The following is a 25,812-nucleotide window of genomic DNA, read 5'->3' on the forward strand; positions in this document are numbered from 1 at the left end:
AGACAAGAAAAGTACGAAATAAATACAGGTAAGTAAGCGTAAATCAATTGCCTATTTGGGGAATTTCGGTTAGACATAAGTCTAACCGGGGTTTCGACGTTTTTAAGGAGGGTTTTATTGGATGATCGAAATTGAAAAGCCAAAAATAGAAACGGTAGAAATCAGCGAAGATGCTACGTTTGGAAAATTTGTAGTCGAACCGCTTGAACGTGGATATGGTACCACTCTCGGAAACTCCTTGCGTCGTATCCTTTTATCCTCACTTCCAGGTGCTGCTGTAACATCAGTTCAAATAGATGGTGTACTGCATGAGTTTTCTACAATTGAAGGGGTTGTGGAAGACGTAACAACAATAATTTTGAATCTGAAAAAGCTGGCTCTGAAAATCTATTCTGATGAGGAAAAGACATTAGAAATCGATGTGCAGGGAGAAGGGGAAGTAACAGCCAGAGATCTGACATTTGACAGTGATGTAGAAGTACTTAACCCTGAACTTCCCATTGCGACATTAAATAAAAAAGGGCATTTGCATATGAAAATCACGGCAGAACGAGGCCGTGGATACCGTCCTGCGGAAGAAAATAAAAATGATGACCAGCCGATTGGCGTGATTCCGGTTGATTCCATCTTTACGCCTGTTTCCCGTGTCGTTTACCAGGTGGAAAACACCCGTGTCGGCCAGGTTGCAAACTATGATAAGCTGACGATGGATGTAACAACTGACGGAAGTATTCGTCCGGAAGAAGCAGTTTCACTGGGAGCAAAGGTCTTTACAGAACATCTTAATATTTTTGTAGGCTTGACAGATGAAGCGCAGCAGGCAGAAATCATGGTGGAAAAAGAGGAAGATCAAAAAGAAAAAGTCATGGAAATGACAATTGAAGAACTGGATCTTTCCGTGCGGTCATATAACTGTCTGAAGCGGGCAGGAATTAATACCGTCCAGGAGCTTGCAAATAAATCGGAAGAAGATATGATGAAAGTCCGGAACTTGGGAAGGAAATCTTTGGAAGAGGTAAAAACAAAGCTCTCGGACCTGGGACTTGGTCTGCGTGACGATGATTAATTGAACTTCAGGACAATAAAACCATAAAGCAATTAGTTTGGAGAGTGTAAAATTTATAGCCGAGAAGCAAATTTGGCTCGGTAAAAACTTTTACGTCCAAAGTTTAAATAAAACTGACGCAGAGATGCTCGCCGTGTTGCAGCTTGTTCGAAGTTGCTTCACTAAAACACGGGTGTATAAGCGTTTCTCTATATGCAACTCAGAAAGGGAGGGATAGTCCATGGCTAGAAAATTAGGCCGTACAACAGATCACCGTACAGCTCTTCTTCGTAATCTTGCATCTGATTTAATTATTCATGAACGGATTGAAACAACAGAAGCAAAAGCGAAAGAATTGAAATCGGTAGTAGAAAAAATGATTACGCTTGGTAAACGCGGAGATCTGCATGCACGCCGCCAGGCTGCAGCTTTTCTATATGACCAGGAAGCAAATGAGGACGAAAATGTTATTCAGAAGCTATTTGATGATGTAGCCAGTCGCTATGAAGACCGGCAGGGTGGTTACACACGAGTATTAAAACTTGGTGCCCGTCAAGGTGATGGAGCTAAAATGGCAATCATTGAACTTGTTTAACTTGACAGATAAGAAAGTATTACACTTTCTTGCTTGCATAAGGGCACGAGGAATGCTGCAGAAGCAAGAACGCCGCAGACGGAGAATTTATTTTCCGTACAATAAGGCTTGGTGATCAGCCAGGTTTTCCAAAGTGCTTACACATCAAGGGCAGGACTAAATCTCTTTTATGAGGTCTATCCAGGCCCTTTTTTTGCACGTAAAGAAAGTTTAAAATTTCAACCATGGTTTATGGCGGACGGGAAACAGCTGCAGACCCAAATCGTTTCGGTGGGTCGAGGGACTGCTGTACCGCAGTCCCCCAAGAAAAAGTGGATTCGGGGGAGGCTGAAATTTTTAAGTCTTAAGTATAGGAAAAACTAACGCATTCACTAAAAAGTGAGGGAATGCGAGTTTTTCATATATAGGAAGACGGACTGAATGCCGGCCTGAAAAATAGTGATTATTATGGTTAGGAGATGCTGAATGCTTTGCAGGTCAAGATTCACATAGTATACTGAGAAAAAACCCGGGAGGAGTATTTTATGAGAAAGCGTTTGATTGAGTTTAGAAATGTATCCTTCAGGTACGGAGATGAGCAGCCCTGGGTATTAAAAAATGTTTCCTTTGAAATCTATGAAAAAGAATGGATTGCCATTATCGGCCATAATGGTTCAGGTAAATCTACCATCGCTAAACTGCTAAACGGCCTTTTATTCCCCCAGGAAGGGGAAATACTCATTGGCGGTATTCAGGTCAACGAAGAAACAATTTGGGATATCAGAAAAGAAGTAGGCATGGTATTTCAGAATCCGGATAATCAGTTTGTAGGGACTACTGTGCAGGATGATGTTGCGTTTGGCATGGAAAACAGAGGGTTTTCCCGGGAAGAAATGCTCCATCGCATTGATGCGACGTTAAGTGCCGTAGGAATGCAGGATTACCTTTTGACCGAACCGCACCGGTTATCCGGCGGTCAGAAGCAGCGGGTGGCCATTGCGAGTGTACTGGCTATCTCTCCGAATGTTTTAATTTTGGATGAAGCTACAGCCATGCTTGACCCCCGCGGACGTTCAGAGATTATGCGGACAGTTGCAGATGTGCAAAAACAGAATGATCTTTCTTTAATTACCATTACCCATGACCTGCAGGAAGTTGTTCAAGCAGAACGTGTAATTGTGATGAATGAAGGGGAAATTTGGTCAGAAGCAGCCCCAAGGGATATTTTTTCACAAAAAAAAGAACTAACTCAAATCGGTCTGGATGTTCCTTTTGTGGCAAAACTGGCAGAAGCGCTGAAAGAAAAAGGAATTTCGCTGACAAGGGAACCGCTAAACCATGATGAATTGCTGGAGGACCTATGGACATTACATTCAAAGACGTAAGTTATATATATCAGCGTAACTCGCCTTTTGCACATAAAGCTATAGATCATTTAAATTTACATATTGCTTCCGGCTCCTTTGTGGCCATTATTGGGCATACCGGCTCTGGGAAATCCACGCTTATCCAGCATTTAAATGGGCTGGCTGTGCCGAGTGAAGGAGAGGTAACCATTGGCAAATATCGTTTAACCCCTGATAAGAAGCCGGAGAATATGAAAGAGCTCCGCAGCAAAGTTGGTGTCGTATTCCAATATCCGGAACACCAGCTATTTGAGGAAACGGTGGGGAAAGATATAGCATTTGGTCCGAGAAACTTTGGAACTGATGAGGAAGAGACGAAGCGCAGAACGAAAGAAATATTGCCGGTTGTCGGTTTGTCGGACGAATTTCTCGAACGCTCCCCATTTGACTTGAGCGGCGGACAAATGAGAAGGGTTGCGATCGCAGGAGTACTTGCGATTAAGCCTGAAGTACTCGTTCTGGACGAACCGACAGCAGGACTGGATCCCCGCGGGCAGAAAGAAATGATGGAAATGTTTCACCGGATGCATCAAGAACAGAATCTGACCACCATCCTCGTAACGCACAGCATGGAAGATGCTGTGAAATATGCCGATCATGTGATTATCTTAAATAATGGGCAGAAATATATGGAAGGCGTGCCGGAAGAAGTATTTGTACAAAAAGAGGCACTGAATAAGGTGCAGCTTGATGTGCCGGAAATGGTACGCTTTTTAAATCAGTTTGAGGAAAGATTCGGAAAGTCCATCCCATTTCACAGGCAAAAAGTAAAAGAAATGGCAGCCTTGATATATGACCGGCTGAAGGGGGATGAAACGCCATGAATAACTCCCTCATTATCGGTCAGTATGTACCGGGCAGCTCGATTGTGCACAAGCTCGACCCGCGAACGAAAATAACGATCATTTTTGTGTTTGTCTTTATTGTATTTTTTGCCAATAACTTGCCAAGCTATATAATTATTACTGCTTTTGCCTTAGCGGCCATGCTCGCATCCCGGGTTCCCGTCCGTTTTATTATGAAAGGGTTAACCCCTGTCTGGTTCTTGATTATCTTTACATTTATTCTCCATTTGATAGTGACTAATGAAGGCACTGTACTCATCGAGATCTTTAATTTTAAAGTTTATTCCGGCGGGGTCATCCAGGGATTTGCTATATCCATGCGTTTCTTCCTGCTGATTCTGGTGACGTCCATGCTTACATTGACCACAACACCAATAGAAATAACAGATGCGATAGAGGATATGCTTCATCCCTTGAAACGGTTTAAATTCCCGGTACATGAGCTTGCATTAATGATGTCCATTTCATTAAGGTTCATTCCGACGCTTATGCAGGAAACCGATAAAATTTCAAAAGCACAGGCTTCCCGCGGCGTGGATTTTCGGACAGGCCCGATAAAAGAGCGGATCAAGGCAATTGTTCCGTTATTAGTGCCGCTGTTTGTCAGTGCATTTAAAAGAGCAGAGGAATTGGCAATGGCGATGGAAGCACGCGGTTACCAGGGCGGAGAAGGACGCACAAAGCTGCGGGAATTGAAAATCGGACAGCGGGATATTTGGATTTATCTATTATTCGCTGCTGTGGTTGCATCGTTATTTATTACGAGAGCCTATTAGATGTTTTGCCGCAAAGTAAATCTGCAGGAAAGCTGTACAGCAGCGTGAAAAGTGAAGAAAGAAAGGTTAGACTGATATGGTACGATTGAAATGCATCATTCATTATGATGGTTCCCAATTTTCCGGGTTCCAGATTCAGCCTGAAAAACGTACCGTTCAGGGCGTCCTGGAGCGGGCATTAAAAAAAATGCATAAGGGGGAGGAAGTGCGGATTCAGGCTTCAGGAAGAACAGATACCGGTGTGCATTCCTTTGGCCAGACGATTCATTTCGATTCGCCTTTCCAGATACCGGTGAAAAATTGGAAAATTGCATTGAATACCCTGCTGCCCGATGATTTATTTGTTCAGCACGCAGAAATCGTCCCGGAAGGCTTCCATGCCAGGTATGATGTCTTGGAAAAAGAATATCGCTATTATGTATGGCATCAAAAAGAAAGAGATGTTTTTAAGCGAAACTACTATTATCAATTTCCCTATAAACTGAATATAGAGGCTATGAAAGCAGCCTGCCGCTATCTGGAGGGCGCGCATGATTTCACGACCTTTTCCTCCGCCAAGGCAACGATCAAAGGCTCCAGGGAACGCACCCTTTATCAGGCCAGTTGTGAAAAGCGCGGGGAGGAAATTGAATTTATTTTTCGTGGAGACGGCTTTTTATATAACATGGTAAGAATTATCGTCGGTGTCCTCCTGGATATTGGTCAGGGAAAAAGAGAACCTGCGGACATACCCGGGCTTATGGCTGCTAAAGACCGGAGACTTGTCGGTGAAACAGTACCGCCGCAAGGACTGTATTTGTGGAGAGTAAAGTATGGTGATGAGAACAACCGGGCTGCAGAATAAGATTACTTGACCAGTTTTGGAAATTTACTCAGGAAAGCGGAACTCGCGGGAAGCACACGATGTAACCTTTTAACTATGCTTTTAAGACGGGTTTGTTTTTCAGGAACACTCTTTAAATTGTATCTTGTTATTGAGCGGGACGCAAAGTCATTGTTATGCCAAGCCAAAGACATTTATCTGAAGACGATTACAAAGTATTTTCAGTAACATACTTTAGTAAAAAAACTTGATCATTACTTGACATTTCTCCCCTATTAGGTGTATTATGATCTATGGCATTTTATTTCTAAAACCACGATTAGCCCCGGAATCTAATTGTGTTGAATATAGGAATAACGAACGAATATATTTGGAGGGAAACAATCATGCGCACAACTTTCATGGCGAATGAAGCAAACATTGAACGCAAATGGTATGTTGTGGATGCTGCAGGCAAGCGTTTAGGGCGTTTGTCCAGTGAGGTTGCTGCAATCCTTCGCGGAAAGCATAAGCCGACATACACACCACATGCTGATACTGGCGACCATGTGATTATTATCAACGCTGAAAAAATTGAACTGACAGGCAATAAAATTACGGATAAAAAATATTACCGCCACACTGGCTATACTGGTGGGGTCAAAGAACGCAATGCCTATGAAATGCGGACAAAATACCCGGAACAGATGCTTGAAATTGCTGTTAAAGGGATGCTTCCAAAAGGTCCATTGGGGCGTAAAATGGCTAAGAAATTGCACGTTTACAGAGGTGCAGAACACAAACATGAAGCACAAAAACCGGAAGTTTACGAGCTTCGCGGGTAATTAAAGGGAGGTAAATGAATTGGCTCAAGTACAATACTATGGCACTGGACGCCGTAAAAAGTCAACTGCCCGTGTACGTTTAGTACCAGGCACAGGAAATGTTACTATTAATGGTCGTGATGCAAAAGACTATTTTCCATATGAAACCCAGCTTTTAATTTTGAACCAGCCGCTTGCGGCTACAGAGACTCAAGGGACGTATGACGTATTGGTCAACGTTCATGGCGGAGGATTTACCGGACAGGCCGGCGCAATCCGTCACGGGGTTGCTCGTGCACTTCTGGAAGCAGATCCGGAATATCGTTCTACGCTAAAAGCTGAAGGTTATCTGACTCGTGATGCACGGATGAAAGAGCGTTATAAATACGGTCTTAAATCAGCACGGAGAGCTCCTCAGTTCTCAAAACGTTAATAGAAACAATAATTATTTGTTTACAGCGCTTTTTTGTTTCAGGTTAGATCAGCTTGAACCTTATTAAGCATTTAACAGATTTAAAGCATCGGCATCTTGCCGGTGCTTTTTTTCTGGCAGTATCGGGTGGTGTTTTTTATTATGTGTTTAAATGAAAAATAATGAAGTTGCAGTTCATCGTTGTCAAGTTGGTTTGTTAAATTCCTCGGTTGTACATTCTCGCGAGATGTTTAAGTCATATCAGTTTTCAAGGCTTGTTAAAAACTAAATGGCAGCATAGTTGGAAAAGGATTGAGAAAATTCTTGACACTATATTATTTTATTTTTATAATAAATATAACCTAAAGGTTATATTTGGGAGCGAGGGAACTTTTTTGCCTAATATTTATCGAGCACTGGGTGATTCCACAAGAAGGGGTATATTAAGTTTACTTAAACAAGGAAACAAAACCCAAAAGGAGTTAGTTGAAGCATTTGACATCTCTCAACCAGCAATAAAAAAGCACCTGAAGATTTTATTAGAGGAAAAAATTATTTCAGAGAGCATGAATGGAAAATATCGTATCTATTCATTAAATGTCAAAATGCTTCAGATTGCATATCTGGAAATGCATCAATATATTGGAGAGTTGCTTGATCAACAGCTTGTTAGTTTGAAAAATTATTTAGAAAAAGGAGAGTTTCGGGATGAAGATAACTAAGGACTCCTTAAAGAGCGAAATTATAGTTAATGCCCCATTAAAACACGTTTGGGATGCATTGACTAAACCTGAACATTTAAACCGCTGGTATACGAAAAATAATGAAGTAGATTTCCGGATAGGCGGCAGGGGTTATATGGAGCATGGCTGGGGAGTTACATCTGAGGGGGTATTTACTGAAATTGATGCTATGAAACACTTTGTACTTCAGAGTCTTGATGGAGATTTTACAACAATTACTTCTTTAAAAGAGGTCGAGAATGGCATTAGGGTAAGCATTGAATATCAGGCTTCTTTTATTAGAGATATGGATTCAGCTGCAAAAGAAAATATGCTGTTTGGCACCCTTCAATTTTTAGAGAACCTAAAGAGCGTCTATGAGACTGGAATTGATAATCGTGTAAATATATGGAAAACCTGGATCGGTATTATGCACACAACCAGCGAAGGCAATAGAGGTACAAAAGTCTTACAAGTAAAAGAAGGTACAGCAGCGGATGCCGCCGGAATTAAACCTGATGATGTAATTACAGAGATTGATGGAGATAAAATTGAAGGATCTGGATCATTTGAAAGAACATTAAATCAAAAAGCTATTAATGGCTTAGTTGCCTTAACTATGGAAAGAAAAGAAGAGGTGTTGCAAAAAAACTGTATCATAGATAAATATCCGGTACCTTATTAAAACTTAATTATATTTTTATCCATATTCAGCCCAATACAAACCACCCTCATTGCCCGCAGCAACAGGGTGGTTTTTTCTACAGCTGAGCACACACTTTGCTAATCACGTTCTTTCTTTGCCTCATAATCCTTTTGATTGCGTCGGCCGAGCTCCATTTCATCCGCAAACTCGGTCTGTACTTGCCTGAATGTTTTGGGCTGTGCTTTTTGACCATCAGAAAATATCTGATTACGAATATATTCATGGATAAATGGCTCGGCAATGGCAGTGAAGAAAGCGGCTGCCAATGATGTTAGCACGATCGGCCCGCTCATGCCAAAAAAGAAGCTTCCCAACATCCAATATAAAAGGAAAGATAACGCGAAATCAGAAATAGTGGCTGTAACATTGCCAAGGTTTCTCAGTACGAGCATATCGCCTAAGAGATAAGAAATGAGGGTTGTTGCTAAGCTGATCAAAATTAAATTATTAAATACAGCGTAATTAAAAATGGAAAATAAGGATAAAACAATTACCGTAATGACAATGAATTTTATTCCCAGCGCTTTTAAATGAGCCATAAAAATGCATCCTTTCCACTGATTTCTTCTTAATATGTGCAGAAAGGATGAATTTATAAGAGGAAATTTGCCGGCGTTTACACTGGAATCTGCAGTTTTAGGAAAAATCCTATTTTAAAGAGTATAAAAGGACATGATATGCTCCCGGTATGCTTTACCGGTCTTCTTTATTTTTTTCTTCCCCGGCTTTGTCCTTGAAGGAGCCCTTGACCTTATCAAACTTACCTTCTGTCTGTTTGGATTCATCATCTGTCAAGCCGCCATAAGCGTCTTTTGCCCTGCCTTTTACTTTCTCCATGGTTCCTTCCATTTTATCTTTATATCCCTCACTCATGATATCCCTCCATTCCAGGTTAAAATACAATTCCCGTTAAAAAATGAGCTTAAACAGGAATGGATATATATATGGACATGAATCGGATAAACCGGGAGAAGTCATTTCTCTTTTGTTATACTGCATATGGAGGTGTTTAAATGTCTGAGCTGCAATTCTACATTCGGCATCAGCCGAATTTCCTGCAGGATAAATTCATATTGGTTTTCAAAAGTGATGAAGCAAGGGATTATTTCAAAAATGCAATTAAGGGAAGCTATTTCGAAAAAATTACAAGTGAATCAGCCGAACATGCAGCGCGTATCGGTATTAACGGGAAGACCATTCCATACGGTTATACACTGCGTTTAACAAAGGAAGAAATGAGCCGGTTAAGTACAGCAAACTGGGAAGAAACTTCGCAATTATTAGCGGAAGGAAATGAAAGGTTATATAAAGAGAGGGCATCAAATAATAAAATATAATGTGTTTACATACCAGTCTCCGGGTTTTATCTTCCTGTATCAAAGTTTACGGAAAAATTATCTATAATGATAAAACAGAAAAACACCAGCCGGAAAAGCGAGTGCTCTTCATGGCTGGTATTTTATTTCTGTGCTGCATATTTTTTTGCAATGAACAACAAAATGAAGCCGATGGTCATCATCGTAATGGCGCTGGACAGAAACGGCAGTCCAAGTGTTTCTGCTGTTGCACCTGAGACAAAGGATCCTGCAACAGATCCAAGCGAAAAGAAGGCATAAAAAATGCCATAAGCTTTACCGCGATCCACTTTGGAGGAAGCATCGGAAACAATCCGGTTCATGGAAGGGAAGACAAAGCCAAATCCAATGCCGTACACAACCATAAGTAATATGCTTAACCAGAAAACAGAAATGATATTAAGCAGGATATGAACTGAGCCTATAATCATAATTCCCGCTACCACTAGCTTTACAGAAGAAACCCGGTCGAATATCCGGTTTATTGGTGTCAAGAAGACGATTAAAGCGACGATGCCGTACGTACTCAGCATCATCCCCGTGGTTTCGGAGTTCAGTCCCATTTCCTCCACTTTTAACGGTAAGGCAAATGCCAAAGTCCCATTGCTGATCATTAACGCAAAAGCTGCAAGAGAAGCCTGGAGAACCAGCGGATGCTTCAGAAGCGGCATAAACTCCTTCAGGGAAAATTTCCCCTTCTCCGTGGACACAAAAGATTCATCAATAAATTTATGAACTAAAAACGTACTGATAAAAAACAGAACAGCAACGAAAATAAAAACGTATTCCACCTGTGATCTTGCCGCCATCGCACCGCCAATCGCCGGTCCTGCAATGGCTGCGATTCCGATGGCTGCACCGGTAAATGCCATGGATCTTCCCCTGGTTTTTGATTTTGACCTGTCACCTACATAGGCAAATGCTGCCGGGATTAATATCCCGCCGGCCAAACCATGGAGAAAACGCACAAAAAACAGATGCCACCCATTCTGTGCAAGCGGATAAAACAAAAGAATAAATGCTGCAAAAAACATTCCTGCAAACAACATCCTTTTTCTGCCGTACCGGTCAATCCAGTGGCCGCCAAAAATATTGCCGACCATATTGGTCAGCGAATAAACAGCAACAATGGAGCCTGCTAAAAGGTGGGAAGCACCTAATTCCAATGCATATGGTGTAATAATCGGCAATTGGATAAATGTATCTAAAAATGAAACGATGATTACGATGAAAAGAATTTTGCTCATTTTTTATCCTCTCTACTATTTTCTCCACTTTATTATACCTTAAAATAAGAAATTTAACAGGCAATGAACCCTTATAAGAGTTGGGTATTAACAGAAACACGAACAGACTTTTAAGCCGGAGGAGATGGCAACCGAAACGATTATTCGACCTTTTTCAACTGTTTTTATCAAACATATGAATGGACAAAATTAAAGTAATATTAAGTATATGAAAGTATTTCGCAATAATTTTACGCACTTTACCCTTAAACATGTTTCCAATCACTTATAAGAAAAAGACTTCCCAAATATAGATGCATAGGACGTTTTTAAATAGAAGGAATTATTGGTAAAATAAATGAATATTATGAAACAGACACAATTTTTTCAATAGTGTTTATGTAAAGGGAGGAAGTTAGCGTGTTTAAAAGACATAAGAAATTAGCAAGTGTCCTGTTTGTCTCACTTTTCCTGTTAATAGCACTTGCAGCATGCGGTGATGATGAGGCAAGCGGAGGTGGACTGCAGGATTCGTATGTAGTAGCAAGCGATTCATCCTTCGTGCCATTTGAATTTTACGAGGATGGCGAATATGTAGGATTTGATATTGATTTAATTAATGCAGTAGCAGATGAAGCCGGCTTTGAAATCGAGCTGGAAACAACCAATTTTGATGGCATTATTCCCGGACTACAGACAGGTTCTTTTGACATAGCGATTGCAGGCATCAGCATCAGGGAGGACCGGAAAGAGTCGGTTGATTTCAGTGACCCGTACTATGAATCCGGCCTGAGTATCGGTGTTCATATTGATAATGAAGATATTAATGATATAGATGATCTGGAAGGCAAAACAATTGCAACCAGGCTCGGTTCCACCAGTTCCGATTATATTGAGGAAAATATAGATGGCGCGGAAGCCAACCAGTACGAACAGCTGGATCAGGCTTATATGGCAGTAGAAAATGGAAGTGTAGATGCAATTCTTTATGACGCTCCAAACGTTGCCTATTATATTCAGACACAGGGGCAGGACAGCCTGAAAATGGTAGGAGATCTATATCAGGCTGAAAACTATGGCATTGCTATTTCAAAAGGGCAGGAAGAATTAGTGGAAGCCATTAATGATGCCTTGGCAACATTAAGAGAGAATGGTACTTACGACGAGATTTATGAAAAATGGTTTGGAGAGGCACCTGAATAATGATAGATACTCTTCAGGAAAGAAAGGGTGTAACACAACAATCGTTGCACCCTTTTTCGCACGTTAAGGAAGTATAAAATGTTAGAAATATTTATGGTGGAGCGGGGCTGCCGTACCACAATCCCAAAGAAGTATAGCAGCGCAGCAAAAAATTATTAAATTTTGCGTACAGGAAAAATGTCTGCTCGCTAAGGGCGGGCGAGTACTAGCTTACTTAAACTATAGAAAAAATGAGACAAACCCAGAAGCTTACGAAGAGGTGAAACAATGTTTGGATTCAATTGGGCCGGTGTTATTGACTTTATTCCGCAGTTGATGACTGGTCTGTATTATACATTACTTATATCTGTGCTCGGCCTTTTAATTGGTTTTATTCTCGGAGCTGTTTTCGGCATGGGCCGTGTGGCAAAAAATAAAATTATTTACGGAATATCTACGGTTTATATTGAAGTGATTCGCGGTACACCGGTTCTGGTACAGGCAATCTGGATTTACTTTGCCCTGCCGTTAATTATAGGCATGAATATTGAATCAATCCTTGCAGGGGTTATTGTTATTGCGATAAACTCCGGTGCTTATATTGCGGAAATTGTTCGGGGAGCCGTTCAATCAATTGAAAAAGGACAAATGGAGGCAGGCCGTTCTTTAGGGCTGGACCATGGACAGACCATGCGCTATATCATATGGCCCCAGGCATTTAAACGAATGATTCCGCCGCTCGGCAACCAATTTATCATTAGTATTAAGGATACCTCGCTTTTATCGGTCATTCTCGTTCCGGAGCTGATTTTCCAGGGAAGGCTGATAGCGGCAAATCACTTTAATGCCGTGGAAATTTACACTACGGTGGCGGCGTTCTACCTGGTGATCACGTTAAGCTTATCCTTAGTATTACGCCTGTTGGAAAGAAGGTTGGATATTCAATGATTGAAGTAAAGAATCTATATAAAAGATTTGGCGATTTGGAAGTTCTAAAGAATATTAATTGTAAGGTGAATGAATCGGAGGTAGTTTGCGTCATAGGTCCAAGCGGTTCGGGAAAAAGTACACTGCTTCGATGTCTGAACATGCTGGAAGAGATGACAAGCGGAGATGTGGTTATTGATGGAGACCATATAAATGATAAAAAGGTCAATATTAATGAAATTCGTGCCGAAGTAGGAATGGTGTTCCAGCAGTTTAATCTTTTTCCGCATAAAACGGTAATCGAGAATATTATGCTGGCGCCACAAAAGGTGAGGAGAATCAGCAGGGAAGATGCGAGAAAACGTGCAGTAGCCCTGTTGGATAAGGTGGGACTTTCAGATAAGGAGAACAATTATCCAAGCCAGCTGTCAGGCGGCCAGCAGCAGCGTGTCGCCATTGCCCGTGCACTGGCAATGGAACCAAAGGTAATGCTGTTTGATGAACCTACTTCCGCACTGGACCCTGAGCTGGTCGGGGAAGTGCTTGAGGTAATGAAGCAGCTTGCATTAGAAGGGATGACGATGGTAGTTGTTACCCATGAGATGGGTTTTGCGAAAGAGGTAGGTGACCGCGTGCTGTTTATGGATGAAGGAAAGATTGAAGAAGAGGGAGACCCGGAGCAAATCTTTTCGAAACCAAAATCGGAACGTACACAGGAGTTTTTGCGGAAAGTGTTGTAGGTCAATATCGTGCTCTTTTCTCCGCAGGGAGGAGAGGGCTTTTTTGTGCTGGGATTATTTTTGGAAGTATAAGCTGAAGTTCTGAAGTATCTAAGAATGGAAGCTTCCCAAATTTAAAGAAGCATTACTCCCGGAACTGATTTTCCAGCAGTGTTAAGGTATAATGATTAGAAATCCTATACAACGCGGAGGTGCACATGGCTAACATTAAACAACTAAACGAAAAAGATTACGACCGAATCTTTGAATTATCCCAATATGCATTTCAATATGAATTGTCAACATCAGAGCTGGAAAAAAAGAAAGCTGAAGCAAAAAGGCATAAAATCTGGGGCTGGATGGAAGACGGGGAGCTGGCAGCAAAACTCCATATTATCCCGCTTGCCTGTTATATAGATGGAGAACCCTTTAAAATGGGAGGGATCAGCTCCGTTGCCACGTGGCCGGAATACCGCAGGAAGGGGATGGTGAAGGAGCTGCTCCAGCATGCACTTCATGATATGAAGGAGAACGGGCAGCAGCTTTCCTTTCTGCATCCATTCAGTTTTCCCTTTTACCGCCAATATGGCTGGGAGCACGCATTTACCCAGCAGCATTATTCCATCCCTGTCAGCAAGCTGAAAAAGGATTGGGGAGCAAATGGTTACGTTAGGCGTGTCTCAGAGAATCCTTCTTTGCTGCATCAGCTGTACACATCCTATGCTGCATCCTATAATGGCATGCTTACAAGAGATGAAGCGTGGTGGAAACAGCGTGTATTAAAGGATAACGCCCATATTGCTGTTGCCTATAATCCACGGCATGAAGCAGAAGGCTATATTATTTTTACCGTGAAAAATAATGAATTTCTCGTACAGGAAATCGTCTACAATACATTGAATGGCCGGAAGTTATTATTACAATTCATTGGCAATCACGATTCCATGGCAGAAAATGCTGAAATGATTGTTCCGGAGGATGACCAGCTTGCTTTGCTGGTGGACGAGCCCCGGTTTGAACAACAATTAAAACCGTATTTCATGGCAAGAATCGTGGATGCAGCTTCATTTCTGGCTGCGTATCCATTTCAGGGGAATGGCAGCCTGGCATTTCAAGTGGAGGATACATTTTTCCCGGAAAACAATGGAGGCTATCAATTAAGGGTGGAAAACGGAAAAACAAAGGTTACACATGTGCGAGGTGTATCCGGCCATCAAATAGTGTATTGCTCCATTCAGATTTTAGCAGGTATGCTGCTGGGCTACAGGAGACCGGTCGATTACTTCCGGCTTGGAAAACTGCAAACAGATAAGGATACAATCCTGCAATTAGAGAAAATGGTTCCGGAAAAGAAGACATTTTTTGCGGATTTCTTCTGAAAGAATATAGTCCCGGGACCTTTATCCTGTTTCCCGGATTTATATAAAGGTTTTTCATAAGACTTATGTCGCTTTTTAGCGGCAAGTCTTTTTTCTTTCATGAAAAACTTGTAAAATCCATAGTATTTTAGCGAATTTTAAGTTAAAATAAATGCAATCGGAATAGACAATTTTCACCTTTGTTCCATTCTTTTTTACCTTGAAAAAACGAAGAATTTTGTCGACTGCTCTGAAGGTGATAATTATTACCAGCAGCATTATGCTGATAACATAAAAAATCAACTGCGGGGATACAGAAAAGGAAATGATTTGATGGCATATTATATGAATCTAGTTAAATTTTTTCGCTCGATGGAGGATCATTTATTTCGAATTCGAAAGGCAGAGAAACTGTATAATATATGGAAAACCAGTTTGCTGCTGGCGTTGGCCAGTGTCATTATCTACATGTGGATGGCTTATTTGGGGATAGGCTCGACACCACTTTCTCCTGCAGCTATTGAAGCATCAGGCGTAGAATATGAACAGTATAAATATTGGTTTATCCTGGGGCGGGGAGTATATGCACTGATTTTCGCGGCATTTATGCTTTTCATTCCTTCCCTGATTATTTATGCGTTTACAGGGATACCTTATAAAAAATTGGTCATTATGCAGCAGATTGTGCTTGCTGTCTTGTTACTGGAAAGAATACTTTGGGTGCCGCTGGCAACATTAATTGGACTGGAATGGTATGTGTCTCCCTTGTCCTTTGGCATTATGGCATCGTACTTCATGGAAATAAATTGGTTTATTTACTTTTTTGGGGCAATTTCTTTATTTCAGTTATGGACTATTTGGTTTCAAATCAGATACATAGGCGGATTCCATGCCATTCGGAAAAGATGGCTATGGCTGATCGTCATCCTGTTACATATTATCATGTGGGCACTTGCAGCAACTATAGCTGCGGTGGATACGCGTATTATAAGTGGGTGGTTTGAATGAAAAGGCGGAGAAGAATAATACAAGCAGCCATCGCCATATTCATCGCGGTCAACTTTCTGCTTGTTTATGCAGATGAGGAAGCGCGGGTTGACCGAATTTCGTATATTAAAGACTGGTCTGATGCCTTTTTGGCAGATGTGCGCGAGGAGCTGCATACTCATGTCGTTTTTGCCTACGATGAGGAAGAGCATATTTACTTTGATGCAGCAGAGGGAAGCTTTCAGGAATTCCTGGTAGAGGAAGAGGAGGAAATTTCAATAGGAGACCCGCTTTTTTCCTACCAGGTTGATAATTATTATGAGGCAGAAGCTGATCTGATGCAGGAAATGGAGAAAATTAATGGAGAAATACCTGCGATTGAACAGGCAATAACGGAAATGAATGCTTTTCAGATTCCTGAATCAGCACCGCCGGCAGGTCAAAATCCTATGTTTCAGATGACGGAGGAGGAAATAAGCATTGAGTTTCCGCAGGATCCGGTGGAGGCTCAATTGATGAAGGAGCAGTTTATTCTGGAAAAGGAAAATGAACTTGCGCAAAAGCAGGCGGCATTGCAAAGTTTGCAAAATCAGCTGACAGAACTGCAGACAACCGGTGATACGATAACAGTGGAAAGTCCTTATGATGGAAAAATAAAAGATATTGCCACCGATCTCGGGGATCCGATTGTGACTATACAGTCGACAACACTGGAGGCAGTCGGGGAGTTAACGGAAATAGAGCGGAACAAAGTGGAGGAAGGTCTCCCGTCATTAGTGGAATTAACTAACGTACAAACATTTCTCGATGGAACGGTAAGCGGCATCAATGATTATCCGGAGAACGTCTCCGGTGAAGGAGAAAGCATCTATGCTTTTCGGATTGCTTTTGAAGAAGATGTCCAGCCGGAGATGGAAGAGATCCTTCCCGGTTATCATGGAGAGGCAAGCATCACACTTAATGAATCACTTGGCGCCACGGTCGTTTATGATCATCTGTTGACAGATGGAGCAGTATGGAAAATGACAGAGGCAGGCAGGCTTATGAAACAACCGGTGGAAACAGGCATACTCATGGACTCCATGCTGGAGATTACGGCAGGTGTCCAGCCAGAGGAATTGATCGCAGAAAAAAGGGAGAACCAATTCCGGGACGGGGCAGCGTTTATTACTCCGCTGAAGCTGACCAGACCAACCTGGAGGGAGATCACCCTTGGGGGCAACCCCAACTGGAGCGAATATCTTGTAACCGGAATCCTCGCACGCTAACGCAACACCGGGATGGTACTCCTGTGGAGCAGTAACAGGGACCATCCCGGTGTTTCAGTTTCTGCGGTGGTAAAGCACATTGATGACTGCGCCGATCATGAGAGCCATTCCTGTCAGGAAAAACCAGATCATTAATATGATAATGCCGGCAAGGCTGCCGTAGGTCTCATCATAACTTCCAAAGTTGCTGATATAAAAGGAAAACCCAAGTGAAATTAACTGCCATAAAATACTGGCAATAACAGCACCAGGAATGATATGTTTAAATGGAAGTTTTTTATTTGGCGCAAACCGGTATAATAATAGCAAAATCCCTGTTAATGCGACAATACTGATGGTCCAGCGCAAAACTTGCAGCAAAAGAGTCATGCCGACGGTTAAGCCTAAGAAATTTGTAATAAATTCGAGAATGACATTGCCGAATACAGGAAGCAAAATAGCAATAACAATGGCAAGGATCATGCTAATTGTCAATCCAAGTGCAATCAGGCGAACAACGACGAAATTACGGGTTTCTTCGACATCATATGCTTCATTCGCTGATTTGATAAACGCATTTATTCCTGCAGAAGCAGACCATAATGCACCAATAATCCCGATCGTTAATAAACCGCCGCGGGGCGTCTCAACCAGACTGATAATATTTTCTTCCAACACAGCAGCAAGTCCTTCCGGCAATGCATCCGCCATAAAATTGACAGCCTGGACCGGCTCAATGTTTAAATAGGGAATAATAGCGAAACCTACGATTAATAATGGTACAATTGACAAAAGATAGTAATAAGCCTGAGCTGCAGCCAATAAAGGAACATTGTCTTCCTGAAATTTAGTCATAAAGTCTTTCCCAAAGTTGATTAACTTCGACATACACATTCCTCCATTAAGTGGGACAGGGGGACAGGTACACTGTCCCAAAATTATGATCGACTGACAAAAAGGGATAAGGAACCCGGGCCTGTACATACATGCTCGTCCCACTGTAAAGATTTTTCCTTATGAACCTATACCCGATAGGTTTAAGCTTGAATCCATGTCAATGTATTCTGCTGTTTCAATTAGGTTAACAAGTGGTATAATGCTTTAAAAGAAGGGGGTTTTTTCGTGGCAGGAGTTTTTTACTTATCCATTTTACTTATTTCAATAGCATTTGCCGTTGTGGTTGTTTACATTGCTGTCGTTTTGTACCGGATATCCAAAATGCTGAAATCTGTTGAAACCACCATAGGCAAAACAGAGGAAGAAGTCGAAGCAATGATGCCGCATATAAAGGAAACAATCAACCAGGCAGATGCCATGCTTGAAGATGCCAGCAGCAAGCTGAAGGCTACTGATGATGTTTTTGAAGCCATTGGGGATGTAGGAACATCAGTAAACAATGTTAATCAATGGCTGGAGGCCAACCATAAAAATATGACCAATGATGAAATGAACGAAAAAACAAAACCATTTATGGAAGGACTTAAATGGAGCGAAGCGGCAGTTCTCTTATATTCCAAATGGAAACAGCCTAAAAGTAATTTGCCGGCTGAGAGACCGGAACGAGCGCTAATAAAACAAACCAGGAAAGAGGGATAAATGATGACATTAACGGGAGTAGGGGTTTTACTAATCGGAATTGGATTTTTAGTCATTGCTATTTTTATTGCCCATGCCTTGCAAAATCTGGCAGGTGTTTTAAAAGGTGTGGAAAAAACGATGGACAGACTGCCGGATCAAATGGATACAATTGTGAAGGAAACCGGCGAACTAATGAGTGAAAGCAACAAGACATTAGCTGATGTAAATGATAAATTAAAGCAGCTGAGTCCGCTTTTCTATGTAGTAGGGGATGCAGGAAATATATCACGTAAATTTTCCTCTTCATTGGTGAACATAACTGAATCACTGAAAGAGGAAACAGGCGAGGCAAAAGAGGTAACGGATAAAAATAAGCTTGGCGGTCTGTATGGTTCCTTTGCGCTGGGGTATTACTGGCTGCAGCGCAGGAGAGAAGCAAAAAGGGAAAAAAATGAGAATGAGGATGTAAAGTAATATGGAAAAGGACAAAAAGGACCTTACATCCATCATAATAGGAAGTGCTGCAGGAATAGCCCTGGGGTGGATGATAAAAAACTATGCCTCTAAGCGTTTGCAGCTCGAGGAAAACAAACCTTTTCTTCAGGAATTAAAGCGGATGGAACGTAAAATATACGAGGATGGTAAAAAGAAAGCAGCGGAAATAGAACAAATAAAAAAAGCTGTAAAAGCGGAACATGGCAATTAAAAAAATCCCTGGCAAAGGGATTTTTTTATTACCGGTATTATCTTAAACCCATTCGCCTCGTGTATCGGTTCCGCCCGAAAAAAGCTGTTCATTTCAAAACAGTAAATAAAAGCAAAAGCGGAATATGGATCGACCTCCTCGAGGTTACTCGAATAAACAGAAAAAACGATGTCCCCGGGTATTTACGATTACTCCGGGATACCTGGTATTCGAATTAACATGCCGATTCGTCTCCGGTTTTGATCGCCTGCGAAAACACCCGCCGCCGGCTTCAAATACATCTGAAACTGCTGTACCTTCTTTCTCATCCAACTCATTACAGTCCTGCAACGCCTACTGCTTCTTCTTCTGAAAAAGAACATATCCCAATGTGGCAACGCTGAGTATAGCTTCCATATGCTCTCGTTTCATAAGTTTGTCCAGTAAGGGGGTGGTCGACATGTTTACCTTTGATACCACATCAACAATATAGGAGGATAATGTATTTAATGTCCGTCCGATATTTCCGATAATCGCAAATAAAGGGTTTAGCTCATTCATTTTCCGGTTTACATCATTTAATGTTTTATTTCCCTGCTGAATCACTTCAGTCGCTTGGGAAGCCGCGCCCTCCACTTGTTCCGGGAGAGAAGCTGTCGTTTTTTTCAGGTTATCCAATGTGCCGGTCAGACTGCGTAACGGTTTGATTAATAAAATAACTAATACTAAAAATGCTGCCCCAAGAAGGGTGATGCCAATGCCAAGCCAATCCATAAATGCTGAAACTCCTTTCTGAAATATCTTTCTTTCATCATACCACTTTTTTCGACAGATGAAACAATAAAAAAGCACAGTGTTTGCCATCTAATAGTATTCCTCCTCTCTTCTCCAATATGTATAGGCATATTTACAATAGACAGGCCATAAAATAGGATGAGATAGCATAAAAGGGGACGAGTACATGTCGAAATTCAAAAAGGTTTTTTTATGGTGTATTGGTTTAGCTGTATTGATTTTTCTTATCCAGTTTCCAATCATGCAAAGCGATACCACCTGGAACCAGGCATGGTCACTGCCGCTCAGCGGAAAAACCATTGTCATTGACCCCGGGCATGGCGGACCTGACGGGGGAGCCGTCGGTAAAGATGAAACACTGGAAAAAGATATTGCATTAGTAGTTTCAAAGAAAATCCAGGAATATCTGCTGCAAACAGGAGCGATCGTTTACTTGACCCGCGAAAAAGACAGTGATTTGGCTGCCGATGATACGCAAGGGCTTTCAAAAAGAAAAGCTGAGGATATTCGAAACCGGCTGGAATTTATTCATGAAAAAGAAGCGGACTTTTTCATTACGCTACATTTAAATGCTTTGCCATCCACAAAATGGCACGGTGCACAGACGTTTTATTATCCCCGGTCAGATGAAAACAGGCACTTGGCAACAATGATCCAGCAGGAAATCATAAGGAATATGGAAAACACGACGCGCAGTCCGCTTGCGATTAATAACATGTATCTTCTGAAAAATGCAGAGGTACCAGGGGCACTGGTGGAAATTGGCTTTTTATCGAACGAACAGGAACGGGAATTATTGAAACAGGAAGACTATCAGCAGCAAATGGCTGCAAGTATATATGAGGGGATTTTGCGGTATGTGACAGAAGAACCGGAAGAGGAAGAATGACACCACCGGGCAATGAGCCATCCATGATTCAAATCACTTAGATTTTCGCTGATTTGTGTTATACTAGCGATGAATGAAATTTTATGGTCATGTTCAAATTGGAAAGGAAAGCGATTTCGATTGAAATAACGGTTTCCTTTTTGAGCATACATTATTAATCAAAGCTCTAAAAAGGGATGGTGTCATAAGGTGTTATCAAAAGATGAAGTCGTACAATTACTCAACCCTGTTAAAGATCCGTTTTTACATAAAACACTGGAAGAAACCGGTGGTATAAGCAAAGTAACAATTAAAGAAGAGAAGAATCATGTCAGTGTAAAAATTGCGATCTCCAAGACAAATACCGGTGAGCAAATGCAATTGCAACAGGAAATCGTCGGTATTTTAAAGAAAAATGGAGCAACGACGGTTGGCCTGCGCTTTGAACAGCTTCCTGATGAAGTGATAAGAAAATACCAGCCTGCCGTGGAGCAGGAAAAGGAGTCCTCTCTAATGGGAGGAAACACCGGTACGAAATTTATTGCAGTTGCCAGCGGTAAGGGCGGTGTCGGGAAATCAACGGTCACCGTTAATTTGGCTGTTTCGCTTATGCGTCTCGGAAAAAAAGTCGGTATCATTGATGCGGATATTTACGGGTTCAGCGTTCCCGATATGATGGGTATTGAAAACCGTCCCGCCGTACGTGCAGAAAAGATTATTCCTGTTGAACGCTTTGGCGTAAAAGTGATTTCCATGGGTTTCTTTGTGGAAGATAATTCACCAATTATCTGGCGTGGTCCTATGCTTGGAAAAATGCTCAACAGCTTCTTCAGTGAAGTGGAGTGGGGCGATCTCGATTATCTATTATTGGATTTGCCTCCAGGCACCGGTGACATCGCGATGGATGTGCATGAACTGCTTCCAACCTGTAAAGAAGTCATCGTCACAACTCCTCATCCGTCAGCTGCATTTGTTGCGGCGCGTGCCGGACAGATGGCATTAAAAACTGACCATGAAATCCTTGGTGTTGTAGAAAATATGGCATATTTTGAAAGTGAGAAAACCGGGGAAAAAGAATACGTATTTGGTCAAGGCGGCGGAAAAAAACTGGCTGAAGTTTTGAAAACGAAAGTGCTGGGACAGCTGCCCCTGAAACAGCCATATGAGGAAGAAGATGAATTTGCTCCGGGTATTTATCAGGAAGATCACCCAATTGGACAGGAATATCATAAAATCGCATCAAAAGTTCTTGCGAAGATGGAAGAGTGACAATGTAAGCGGACCCCTAAAGCAGGTCCGCTTTACATATTTTTTTATGACCCACCGCCGGAGCCGCTGTCATCACCCCCGCCACCGCCGCCGGATCCGCCAGAGCCGTTTGATTCTCCGCCTTCACTGCCGCTGCCTTCACCTTCCTGCTGCTGGCCCTGTTTTTCTGCAGCTTTTAACAAAATTTCCTGGATCTTGGCCTGAAAAACCGGTGTTTCCAGCGTCTGCTGAATTGTTTCCTCCAAGTGGGAGCGGAATTGCTGACTTTTTAAAACATTTAGCATCTGTTCTTCGATTTCCGGGTTTTGCATTAAGTCGAGCATTTGCTGTTGGTACTCCGAATCACTCATTAAATTCTTCATCATTTTTTGCTGTTCTTCATTCATGGATTCTGCATAGCTTTTCACGAATTCAGGATCCTCAAATAACTTAGCCCACATTTGCGCGCCTGTATCTGATGCAAGGGTTTGATTTATCGAATCTTTGACCTCTTCCGATTCAATGACAAGCTCTTGCTTTAACTCCCCATCTCCCAAAATTTCCTTTAATGCTTTCTTGCCGTCTTCCGTCTGTAATATATCAACAACCATTTTTTTCGTTTGTTCATAATCCTGGTCCTCCTGGGCGGCATTTCCGCCACCACACCCGCTGAAAAAAAGAACGGACAGAACTGTTATGCTGATTAAAAGGGAGCGAATCATTACAGAAACCTCCTTTCCTCATATTACGGTTTCTCGTTGTATGGTTAAAATTCGTTTATAACAAAAAAAGCTTCTTCATATCTAATATGAGTGACAAAAATAAAAAATATGCACAAAGAAAAGGAAAATTGTCGTACTTCATGTTAGAATACGTATGGGAAGAATCAGCATTTTTTGAGCAATTTCTGCTTTTTAAAGGATATATTGATCTTTCATTGAGGCAGGCTTTATCCCGCTGTTTGTAGTCGCGACATGGGTAAGCCGTGAATGCCTGTCGTTAAATTTGTGCTTTTAAAAGCTGTTGATCACCTACCTGCAATTTTAGATTCGCCTTAATCCATCAAGCGGTGCCACTTCACCTGATAAGTAAGGGTAAAGGCTGTTTCCCGCTTAAATGATGAAGGCGAATATTTAAATACTTACTGGGAGGATAAGAACTTGAATACCCGTAAATTAGTGAATTTCTTTTTTAAAACATTAATGCTTGGTGGCCTCACAGGGCTAATCACAAGCTTTTTTGTAAAGGCAGACGAATATCAAATGTTCTTAAGCCCGTTTGACGCATTTGAACTGCTTGGATTAGTTGTTGTTTTGACGGGAGTGGGGCTTGTTTTTACCGTGGTCAGCCAGACAGGTTTTTTTGCTTATTTATTTTTGAACCGGCTCGGTCTTGGGGTGTTCCGCTCATATTGGCCACTCGTACAGGTTTTGCTGGTTGCATTTGTCGTTTTTGATCTGGTGTATTTCCCATACCAGGCAACAAAAGGAGAAGTATCGGTCTTCTGGTATATATTAATGTCAGCAGCCATATTGGCCTATGGTCTGATCATTGCAAAAATCAAAGCAAACGAAACGAATAAAAGTGCATTTATACCTGCGCTGTTCTTTATGGTTGTGATCACAACGATAGAATGGATTCCCGGCATGCGCACGGAAGGCTATGATTATACCATCATTATGATCGTCGTCCTGCTTGTGTGTAACACGTATCAGCTGCTCGCACTCCACCGTATTAATCAAAAAGAAGATCCCAAGTCAAAACACAGTAAAGGCAGGGAAAGGGACCTTGAGTCAACGAGAAGGATAAAAGCTGCGGCGGAAAAAGGAAGTAAAAAGAAGAAGTAACAAAAAATGCACCGTCTAAATTTACTGGACGGTGCATTTTTAATAGGGCAGACTATTCCACGAGCTCTGTTTCGGCATGTGCCTGATTAATCAGCTCTGAGATGGAAACAAAGTTAAACCCCTTATTTTGCAAACCGGGCAATATTGTTTTTAAGGACGCTGATGTTTGTTTTGCTGCATCCGAAGCATGCATTAAAATAATATCCCCATTATCGGTCTCATTCATCACTGTATCCACAATTACATTTGTACCCGGGTTTTCCCAATCCCTTGTATTCACATTCCAATGGATAACCTGGTAACCCATTTCCTCCGCCAGAGCTAAAATTTCTTCGTTGAAATGCCCGTTGGGAGCCCGCAGCAGTTTTGTATCTTCAAATCCGAGTTTTTCAAATACCTCCTCTGCCATCTGCAGATCCTGTCTCACCTCGTCTATTTCCTGGTCAAGATAGCTTTTATAACGATAGCCAAGCATGCCAAGCTCATGTTCTCCTTCTGAGATTTTTTCCACGATATCAGGGTGACGCTCCGCCCATTCCCCGCTCACGAAAAAGGTACCCCGTACCTGCGCTTGTTCCAGCTCATCCAGAATATCGAAAACCTTTTCCTCCCCCCAGCTTATATTAAAAGTTAATGCAATATCCGTTTCATTTTCATTTCCTTTTGTCAACGCAGTCGGTCCTTCACCGGAAAAAACAGAAAAAGTGCCATCTCGTTCAAACCAAATGAAAATAGCAGCGAATAATGCCAGTGCAACGACAATACTCCATCGCTTCCATTTGCCCAACCGCCAAACGTAAAAATGCTGCATCACAATTCCCCCTTGTCCTTCATATTAAATCCTATGAATTTATGCAGAGAATAGAACAAGCCGTCCGGAGGAAATAGCTTGGGTTTTTAACTTTGCAAAGGTTCAGAGGAGTATTTTTTTAGCGGATATTGGATGAAATACCAGACTTTTGGGGAATAGTAAGTTTAAGCCGGTCTATAAAGTATTTTGAAGATAAATGGTCCGACCGACCAAATTCAACATTTTTCACGAATAAATATATATAGCTGTTTGTAAATAGTAAAAACGGGTAAATGGTGATTACCAAGTCTAGAGGAAATATGAGGTGCAAAGAAATGCTGGGTTTATTAATAAATGAGATGGAACAGAAAGAAATTGAATATCTTTTAAAACGGGAACTGGATGAATTATTAATGGATCTGGATGATCACCGTATTGATCATATTGTTAAACATGCGATGCGGGAACGGTATCAGTTGCTGTTCCAGCTGTTTCGGAGAGTCGCAAGTGAACAGGAATGCATAAAATATATGCCGAAGCGAAGCAACAATCAGTAAGACACATCAATCTTTCCATTGAGCAGGATTAAAAATCTCATTTTATAAATAGAAAGATCCGGTATATTGACCGGAAGAAATAATTCCTAAAAAAATTATGTCGATCTGTTGAATTTATTGTTTATTTATGGTATTATGTTTCTTGTTGTCAGTAAATGAAGCAGGTCTTTTATTTGTGTTTTTATTTCTTTTGAAAATCCTGTTGACAATTCTTGAATGGCATGATAAATTATATCTTGTCGCTAAAAACGACAAACAAAAAATTGCTCTTTGAAAACTGAACAAAACAACCAGTATGTAAACAGATGTCAAGGTGAGAAGTTGGAGGCCG

General features: G+C 41.6%; 31 protein-coding genes. 24 read left to right on the forward strand and 7 right to left on the reverse strand.

Going from position 1 to position 25,812, the window contains the following annotated elements:
* Positions 1–121 precede the first annotated feature (121 nt).
* From GHD25_RS16280 to GHD25_RS16325, 10 genes are all read left to right on the forward strand, one after another.
* The gene (locus GHD25_RS16280) at positions 122–1,066 is read left to right on the forward strand and encodes a DNA-directed RNA polymerase subunit alpha (RefSeq protein ID WP_164218791.1); all 945 of its coding nucleotides are present in this window, start codon (positions 122–124) and stop codon (positions 1,064–1,066) included.
* Between the two features lie 220 nt (positions 1,067–1,286).
* Positions 1,287–1,640 carry a 50S ribosomal protein L17 gene (gene rplQ, locus GHD25_RS16285; protein WP_164218793.1) on the forward strand — a complete coding sequence of 118 codons (354 nt, stop codon included), beginning with the start codon at positions 1,287–1,289 and terminating at the stop codon, positions 1,638–1,640.
* 524 nt (positions 1,641–2,164) lie between these two features.
* The gene (locus tag GHD25_RS16290) at positions 2,165–3,004 is read left to right on the forward strand and encodes an energy-coupling factor ABC transporter ATP-binding protein (RefSeq protein WP_164218795.1); all 840 of its coding nucleotides are present in this window, start codon (positions 2,165–2,167) and stop codon (positions 3,002–3,004) included.
* A complete protein-coding gene (locus tag GHD25_RS16295; protein ID WP_164218797.1) occupies positions 2,980–3,849 on the forward strand; it encodes an energy-coupling factor ABC transporter ATP-binding protein in 870 nt (289 codons plus the stop codon). Before GHD25_RS16290 ends, GHD25_RS16295 begins: the two co-directional genes overlap by 25 nt.
* On the forward strand, positions 3,846–4,646 hold the full coding sequence (locus GHD25_RS16300; protein ID WP_164218799.1) for an energy-coupling factor transporter transmembrane component T family protein: 801 nt from the start codon (positions 3,846–3,848) through the stop codon (positions 4,644–4,646). Before GHD25_RS16295 ends, GHD25_RS16300 begins: the two co-directional genes overlap by 4 nt.
* A 76-nt stretch (positions 4,647–4,722) precedes the next feature.
* Positions 4,723–5,490, forward strand: a complete 768-nt coding sequence (gene truA, locus GHD25_RS16305) for a tRNA pseudouridine(38-40) synthase TruA (RefSeq protein ID WP_164218801.1) — start codon at positions 4,723–4,725, stop codon at positions 5,488–5,490.
* Between the two features lie 365 nt (positions 5,491–5,855).
* Positions 5,856–6,293 carry a 50S ribosomal protein L13 gene (rplM, locus tag GHD25_RS16310; protein ID WP_164218803.1) on the forward strand — a complete coding sequence of 146 codons (438 nt, stop codon included), beginning with the start codon at positions 5,856–5,858 and terminating at the stop codon, positions 6,291–6,293.
* A gap of 19 nt (positions 6,294–6,312) precedes the next feature.
* Complete coding sequence (gene rpsI / locus GHD25_RS16315) at positions 6,313–6,705, forward strand: 30S ribosomal protein S9 (RefSeq protein ID WP_164218805.1); 393 nt, start codon at positions 6,313–6,315, stop codon at positions 6,703–6,705.
* Between the two features lie 254 nt (positions 6,706–6,959).
* Positions 6,960–7,406: an ArsR/SmtB family transcription factor gene (locus GHD25_RS16320; protein ID WP_164218807.1), complete on the forward strand. Its 447-nt coding sequence runs from the start codon at positions 6,960–6,962 to the stop codon at positions 7,404–7,406.
* The gene (locus tag GHD25_RS16325) at positions 7,393–8,091 is read left to right on the forward strand and encodes an SRPBCC domain-containing protein (RefSeq protein ID WP_164218809.1); all 699 of its coding nucleotides are present in this window, start codon (positions 7,393–7,395) and stop codon (positions 8,089–8,091) included. The genes GHD25_RS16320 and GHD25_RS16325 overlap by 14 nt, the downstream gene beginning before the upstream one ends.
* A gap of 98 nt (positions 8,092–8,189) precedes the next feature.
* On the opposite strand, the gene GHD25_RS16330 is transcribed toward GHD25_RS16325, so the two are convergent.
* A complete protein-coding gene (locus tag GHD25_RS16330) occupies positions 8,190–8,651 on the reverse strand; it encodes a DUF2512 family protein (protein ID WP_164218811.1) in 462 nt (153 codons plus the stop codon).
* Between the two features lie 154 nt (positions 8,652–8,805).
* Positions 8,806–8,985: a CsbD family protein gene (locus GHD25_RS16335; RefSeq protein ID WP_164218813.1), complete on the reverse strand. Its 180-nt coding sequence runs from the start codon at positions 8,983–8,985 to the stop codon at positions 8,806–8,808.
* A 140-nt stretch (positions 8,986–9,125) separates the two neighbouring features.
* Here GHD25_RS16335 and GHD25_RS16340 point away from each other — a divergent pair, with 140 nt between their 5' ends.
* Positions 9,126–9,449: a hypothetical protein gene (locus GHD25_RS16340; protein ID WP_164218815.1), complete on the forward strand. Its 324-nt coding sequence runs from the start codon at positions 9,126–9,128 to the stop codon at positions 9,447–9,449.
* A 122-nt stretch (positions 9,450–9,571) separates the two neighbouring features.
* Here the strand turns inward: GHD25_RS16340 and GHD25_RS16345 are convergent, their stop codons facing one another.
* A complete protein-coding gene (locus GHD25_RS16345) occupies positions 9,572–10,714 on the reverse strand; it encodes an MFS transporter (protein WP_164218817.1) in 1,143 nt (380 codons plus the stop codon).
* 399 nt (positions 10,715–11,113) lie between these two features.
* On the opposite strand from GHD25_RS16345, the gene GHD25_RS16350 reads away from it, so the two are divergent.
* From GHD25_RS16350 to GHD25_RS16375, 6 genes are all read left to right on the forward strand, one after another.
* A complete protein-coding gene (locus GHD25_RS16350) occupies positions 11,114–11,896 on the forward strand; it encodes a transporter substrate-binding domain-containing protein (RefSeq protein ID WP_164218819.1) in 783 nt (260 codons plus the stop codon).
* Positions 11,897–12,163: 267 nt separating this feature from the next.
* Entirely contained in the window at positions 12,164–12,823 is a 660-nt protein-coding gene (locus GHD25_RS16355) for an amino acid ABC transporter permease (RefSeq protein ID WP_164218822.1), read from the forward strand.
* Positions 12,820–13,542, forward strand: coding sequence for an amino acid ABC transporter ATP-binding protein (locus tag GHD25_RS16360; RefSeq protein ID WP_164218824.1), 723 nt, complete (start codon positions 12,820–12,822; stop codon positions 13,540–13,542). Before GHD25_RS16355 ends, GHD25_RS16360 begins: the two co-directional genes overlap by 4 nt.
* Before the next feature lie 197 nt (positions 13,543–13,739).
* On the forward strand, positions 13,740–14,900 hold the full coding sequence (locus GHD25_RS16365; RefSeq protein WP_164218826.1) for a GNAT family N-acetyltransferase: 1,161 nt from the start codon (positions 13,740–13,742) through the stop codon (positions 14,898–14,900).
* A gap of 324 nt (positions 14,901–15,224) precedes the next feature.
* Positions 15,225–15,887 (forward strand): hypothetical protein, encoded by a 663-nt coding sequence (locus GHD25_RS16370; RefSeq protein ID WP_240452393.1) that lies wholly within the window; start codon positions 15,225–15,227, stop codon positions 15,885–15,887.
* Positions 15,884–17,134 (forward strand): efflux RND transporter periplasmic adaptor subunit, encoded by a 1,251-nt coding sequence (locus GHD25_RS16375; RefSeq protein WP_164218830.1) that lies wholly within the window; start codon positions 15,884–15,886, stop codon positions 17,132–17,134. Before GHD25_RS16370 ends, GHD25_RS16375 begins: the two co-directional genes overlap by 4 nt.
* A gap of 54 nt (positions 17,135–17,188) precedes the next feature.
* On the opposite strand, the gene GHD25_RS16380 is transcribed toward GHD25_RS16375, so the two are convergent.
* The gene (locus tag GHD25_RS16380; RefSeq protein WP_164218832.1) at positions 17,189–18,001 is read right to left on the reverse strand and encodes a YihY/virulence factor BrkB family protein; all 813 of its coding nucleotides are present in this window, start codon (positions 17,999–18,001) and stop codon (positions 17,189–17,191) included.
* 234 nt (positions 18,002–18,235) lie between these two features.
* Here GHD25_RS16380 and GHD25_RS16385 point away from each other — a divergent pair, with 234 nt between their 5' ends.
* Genes GHD25_RS16385 through GHD25_RS16395 form a run of 3 tightly spaced genes read left to right on the forward strand, consistent with a single transcriptional unit; the run spans position 18,236 to position 19,397 of the window.
* A complete protein-coding gene (locus GHD25_RS16385; protein WP_164218834.1) occupies positions 18,236–18,709 on the forward strand; it encodes a DUF948 domain-containing protein in 474 nt (157 codons plus the stop codon).
* Positions 18,710–19,165, forward strand: coding sequence for a DUF948 domain-containing protein (locus GHD25_RS16390; protein ID WP_346426797.1), 456 nt, complete (start codon positions 18,710–18,712; stop codon positions 19,163–19,165).
* Position 19,166: 1 nt separating this feature from the next.
* The gene (locus tag GHD25_RS16395; protein WP_164218836.1) at positions 19,167–19,397 is read left to right on the forward strand and encodes a stage II sporulation protein M; all 231 of its coding nucleotides are present in this window, start codon (positions 19,167–19,169) and stop codon (positions 19,395–19,397) included.
* A 333-nt stretch (positions 19,398–19,730) separates the two neighbouring features.
* On the opposite strand, the gene GHD25_RS16400 is transcribed toward GHD25_RS16395, so the two are convergent.
* Entirely contained in the window at positions 19,731–20,150 is a 420-nt protein-coding gene (locus tag GHD25_RS16400; protein WP_164218838.1) for a DUF948 domain-containing protein, read from the reverse strand.
* Positions 20,151–20,337: 187 nt separating this feature from the next.
* Between GHD25_RS16400 and cwlD the strand changes: the two genes are divergently transcribed.
* Positions 20,338–21,060, forward strand: coding sequence for an N-acetylmuramoyl-L-alanine amidase CwlD (gene cwlD, locus GHD25_RS16405; protein WP_164218840.1), 723 nt, complete (start codon positions 20,338–20,340; stop codon positions 21,058–21,060).
* Between the two features lie 189 nt (positions 21,061–21,249).
* Entirely contained in the window at positions 21,250–22,308 is a 1,059-nt protein-coding gene (locus GHD25_RS16410) for an Mrp/NBP35 family ATP-binding protein (RefSeq protein ID WP_164218842.1), read from the forward strand.
* A 44-nt stretch (positions 22,309–22,352) separates the two neighbouring features.
* On the opposite strand, the gene gerD is transcribed toward GHD25_RS16410, so the two are convergent.
* Positions 22,353–23,009 carry a spore germination lipoprotein GerD gene (gerD, locus tag GHD25_RS16415; protein ID WP_164218843.1) on the reverse strand — a complete coding sequence of 219 codons (657 nt, stop codon included), beginning with the start codon at positions 23,007–23,009 and terminating at the stop codon, positions 22,353–22,355.
* Between the two features lie 438 nt (positions 23,010–23,447).
* Here gerD and GHD25_RS16420 point away from each other — a divergent pair, with 438 nt between their 5' ends.
* A complete protein-coding gene (locus tag GHD25_RS16420; protein ID WP_164218845.1) occupies positions 23,448–24,134 on the forward strand; it encodes a KinB-signaling pathway activation protein in 687 nt (228 codons plus the stop codon).
* A gap of 52 nt (positions 24,135–24,186) precedes the next feature.
* Here the strand turns inward: GHD25_RS16420 and pdaB are convergent, their stop codons facing one another.
* Positions 24,187–24,945 carry a polysaccharide deacetylase family sporulation protein PdaB gene (gene pdaB / locus GHD25_RS16425; protein ID WP_164218847.1) on the reverse strand — a complete coding sequence of 253 codons (759 nt, stop codon included), beginning with the start codon at positions 24,943–24,945 and terminating at the stop codon, positions 24,187–24,189.
* 314 nt (positions 24,946–25,259) lie between these two features.
* Between pdaB and GHD25_RS16430 the strand changes: the two genes are divergently transcribed.
* Positions 25,260–25,481 carry a hypothetical protein gene (locus tag GHD25_RS16430; RefSeq protein WP_164218849.1) on the forward strand — a complete coding sequence of 74 codons (222 nt, stop codon included), beginning with the start codon at positions 25,260–25,262 and terminating at the stop codon, positions 25,479–25,481.
* Positions 25,482–25,812: the final 331 nt, after the last annotated feature.

Origin of the sequence: Virgibacillus aidingensis, from assembly GCF_010994035.1 — a bacterium.
Taxonomy (GTDB): Bacteria; Bacillota; Bacilli; order Bacillales; family Amphibacillaceae; genus Virgibacillus_N.

Coding starts and splice junctions, on each gene's coding strand:
- GHD25_RS16280 (WP_164218791.1), top strand. CDS start 122: ATGATCGAAATTGAAAAGCCAAAAATAGAAACGGTAGAAATCAGCGAA.
- rplQ (WP_164218793.1), top strand. CDS start 1,287: ATGGCTAGAAAATTAGGCCGTACAACAGATCACCGTACAGCTCTTCTT.
- GHD25_RS16290 (WP_164218795.1), top strand. CDS start 2,165: ATGAGAAAGCGTTTGATTGAGTTTAGAAATGTATCCTTCAGGTACGGA.
- GHD25_RS16295 (WP_164218797.1), top strand. CDS start 2,980: ATGGACATTACATTCAAAGACGTAAGTTATATATATCAGCGTAACTCG.
- GHD25_RS16300 (WP_164218799.1), top strand. CDS start 3,846: ATGAATAACTCCCTCATTATCGGTCAGTATGTACCGGGCAGCTCGATT.
- truA (WP_164218801.1), top strand. CDS start 4,723: ATGGTACGATTGAAATGCATCATTCATTATGATGGTTCCCAATTTTCC.
- rplM (WP_164218803.1), top strand. CDS start 5,856: ATGCGCACAACTTTCATGGCGAATGAAGCAAACATTGAACGCAAATGG.
- GHD25_RS16325 (WP_164218809.1), top strand. CDS start 7,393: ATGAAGATAACTAAGGACTCCTTAAAGAGCGAAATTATAGTTAATGCC.
- GHD25_RS16330 (WP_164218811.1), bottom strand. CDS start 8,651: ATGGCTCATTTAAAAGCGCTGGGAATAAAATTCATTGTCATTACGGTA.
- GHD25_RS16335 (WP_164218813.1), bottom strand. CDS start 8,985: ATGAGTGAGGGATATAAAGATAAAATGGAAGGAACCATGGAGAAAGTA.
- GHD25_RS16340 (WP_164218815.1), top strand. CDS start 9,126: ATGTCTGAGCTGCAATTCTACATTCGGCATCAGCCGAATTTCCTGCAG.
- GHD25_RS16345 (WP_164218817.1), bottom strand. CDS start 10,714: ATGAGCAAAATTCTTTTCATCGTAATCATCGTTTCATTTTTAGATACA.
- GHD25_RS16355 (WP_164218822.1), top strand. CDS start 12,164: ATGTTTGGATTCAATTGGGCCGGTGTTATTGACTTTATTCCGCAGTTG.
- GHD25_RS16360 (WP_164218824.1), top strand. CDS start 12,820: ATGATTGAAGTAAAGAATCTATATAAAAGATTTGGCGATTTGGAAGTT.
- GHD25_RS16365 (WP_164218826.1), top strand. CDS start 13,740: ATGGCTAACATTAAACAACTAAACGAAAAAGATTACGACCGAATCTTT.
- GHD25_RS16370 (WP_240452393.1), top strand. CDS start 15,225: ATGAATCTAGTTAAATTTTTTCGCTCGATGGAGGATCATTTATTTCGA.
- GHD25_RS16375 (WP_164218830.1), top strand. CDS start 15,884: ATGAAAAGGCGGAGAAGAATAATACAAGCAGCCATCGCCATATTCATC.
- GHD25_RS16380 (WP_164218832.1), bottom strand. CDS start 18,001: ATGTCGAAGTTAATCAACTTTGGGAAAGACTTTATGACTAAATTTCAG.
- GHD25_RS16390 (WP_346426797.1), top strand. CDS start 18,710: ATGATGACATTAACGGGAGTAGGGGTTTTACTAATCGGAATTGGATTT.
- GHD25_RS16395 (WP_164218836.1), top strand. CDS start 19,167: ATGGAAAAGGACAAAAAGGACCTTACATCCATCATAATAGGAAGTGCT.
- GHD25_RS16400 (WP_164218838.1), bottom strand. CDS start 20,150: ATGGATTGGCTTGGCATTGGCATCACCCTTCTTGGGGCAGCATTTTTA.
- cwlD (WP_164218840.1), top strand. CDS start 20,338: ATGTCGAAATTCAAAAAGGTTTTTTTATGGTGTATTGGTTTAGCTGTA.
- gerD (WP_164218843.1), bottom strand. CDS start 23,009: ATGATTCGCTCCCTTTTAATCAGCATAACAGTTCTGTCCGTTCTTTTT.
- pdaB (WP_164218847.1), bottom strand. CDS start 24,945: ATGCAGCATTTTTACGTTTGGCGGTTGGGCAAATGGAAGCGATGGAGT.
- GHD25_RS16430 (WP_164218849.1), top strand. CDS start 25,260: ATGCTGGGTTTATTAATAAATGAGATGGAACAGAAAGAAATTGAATAT.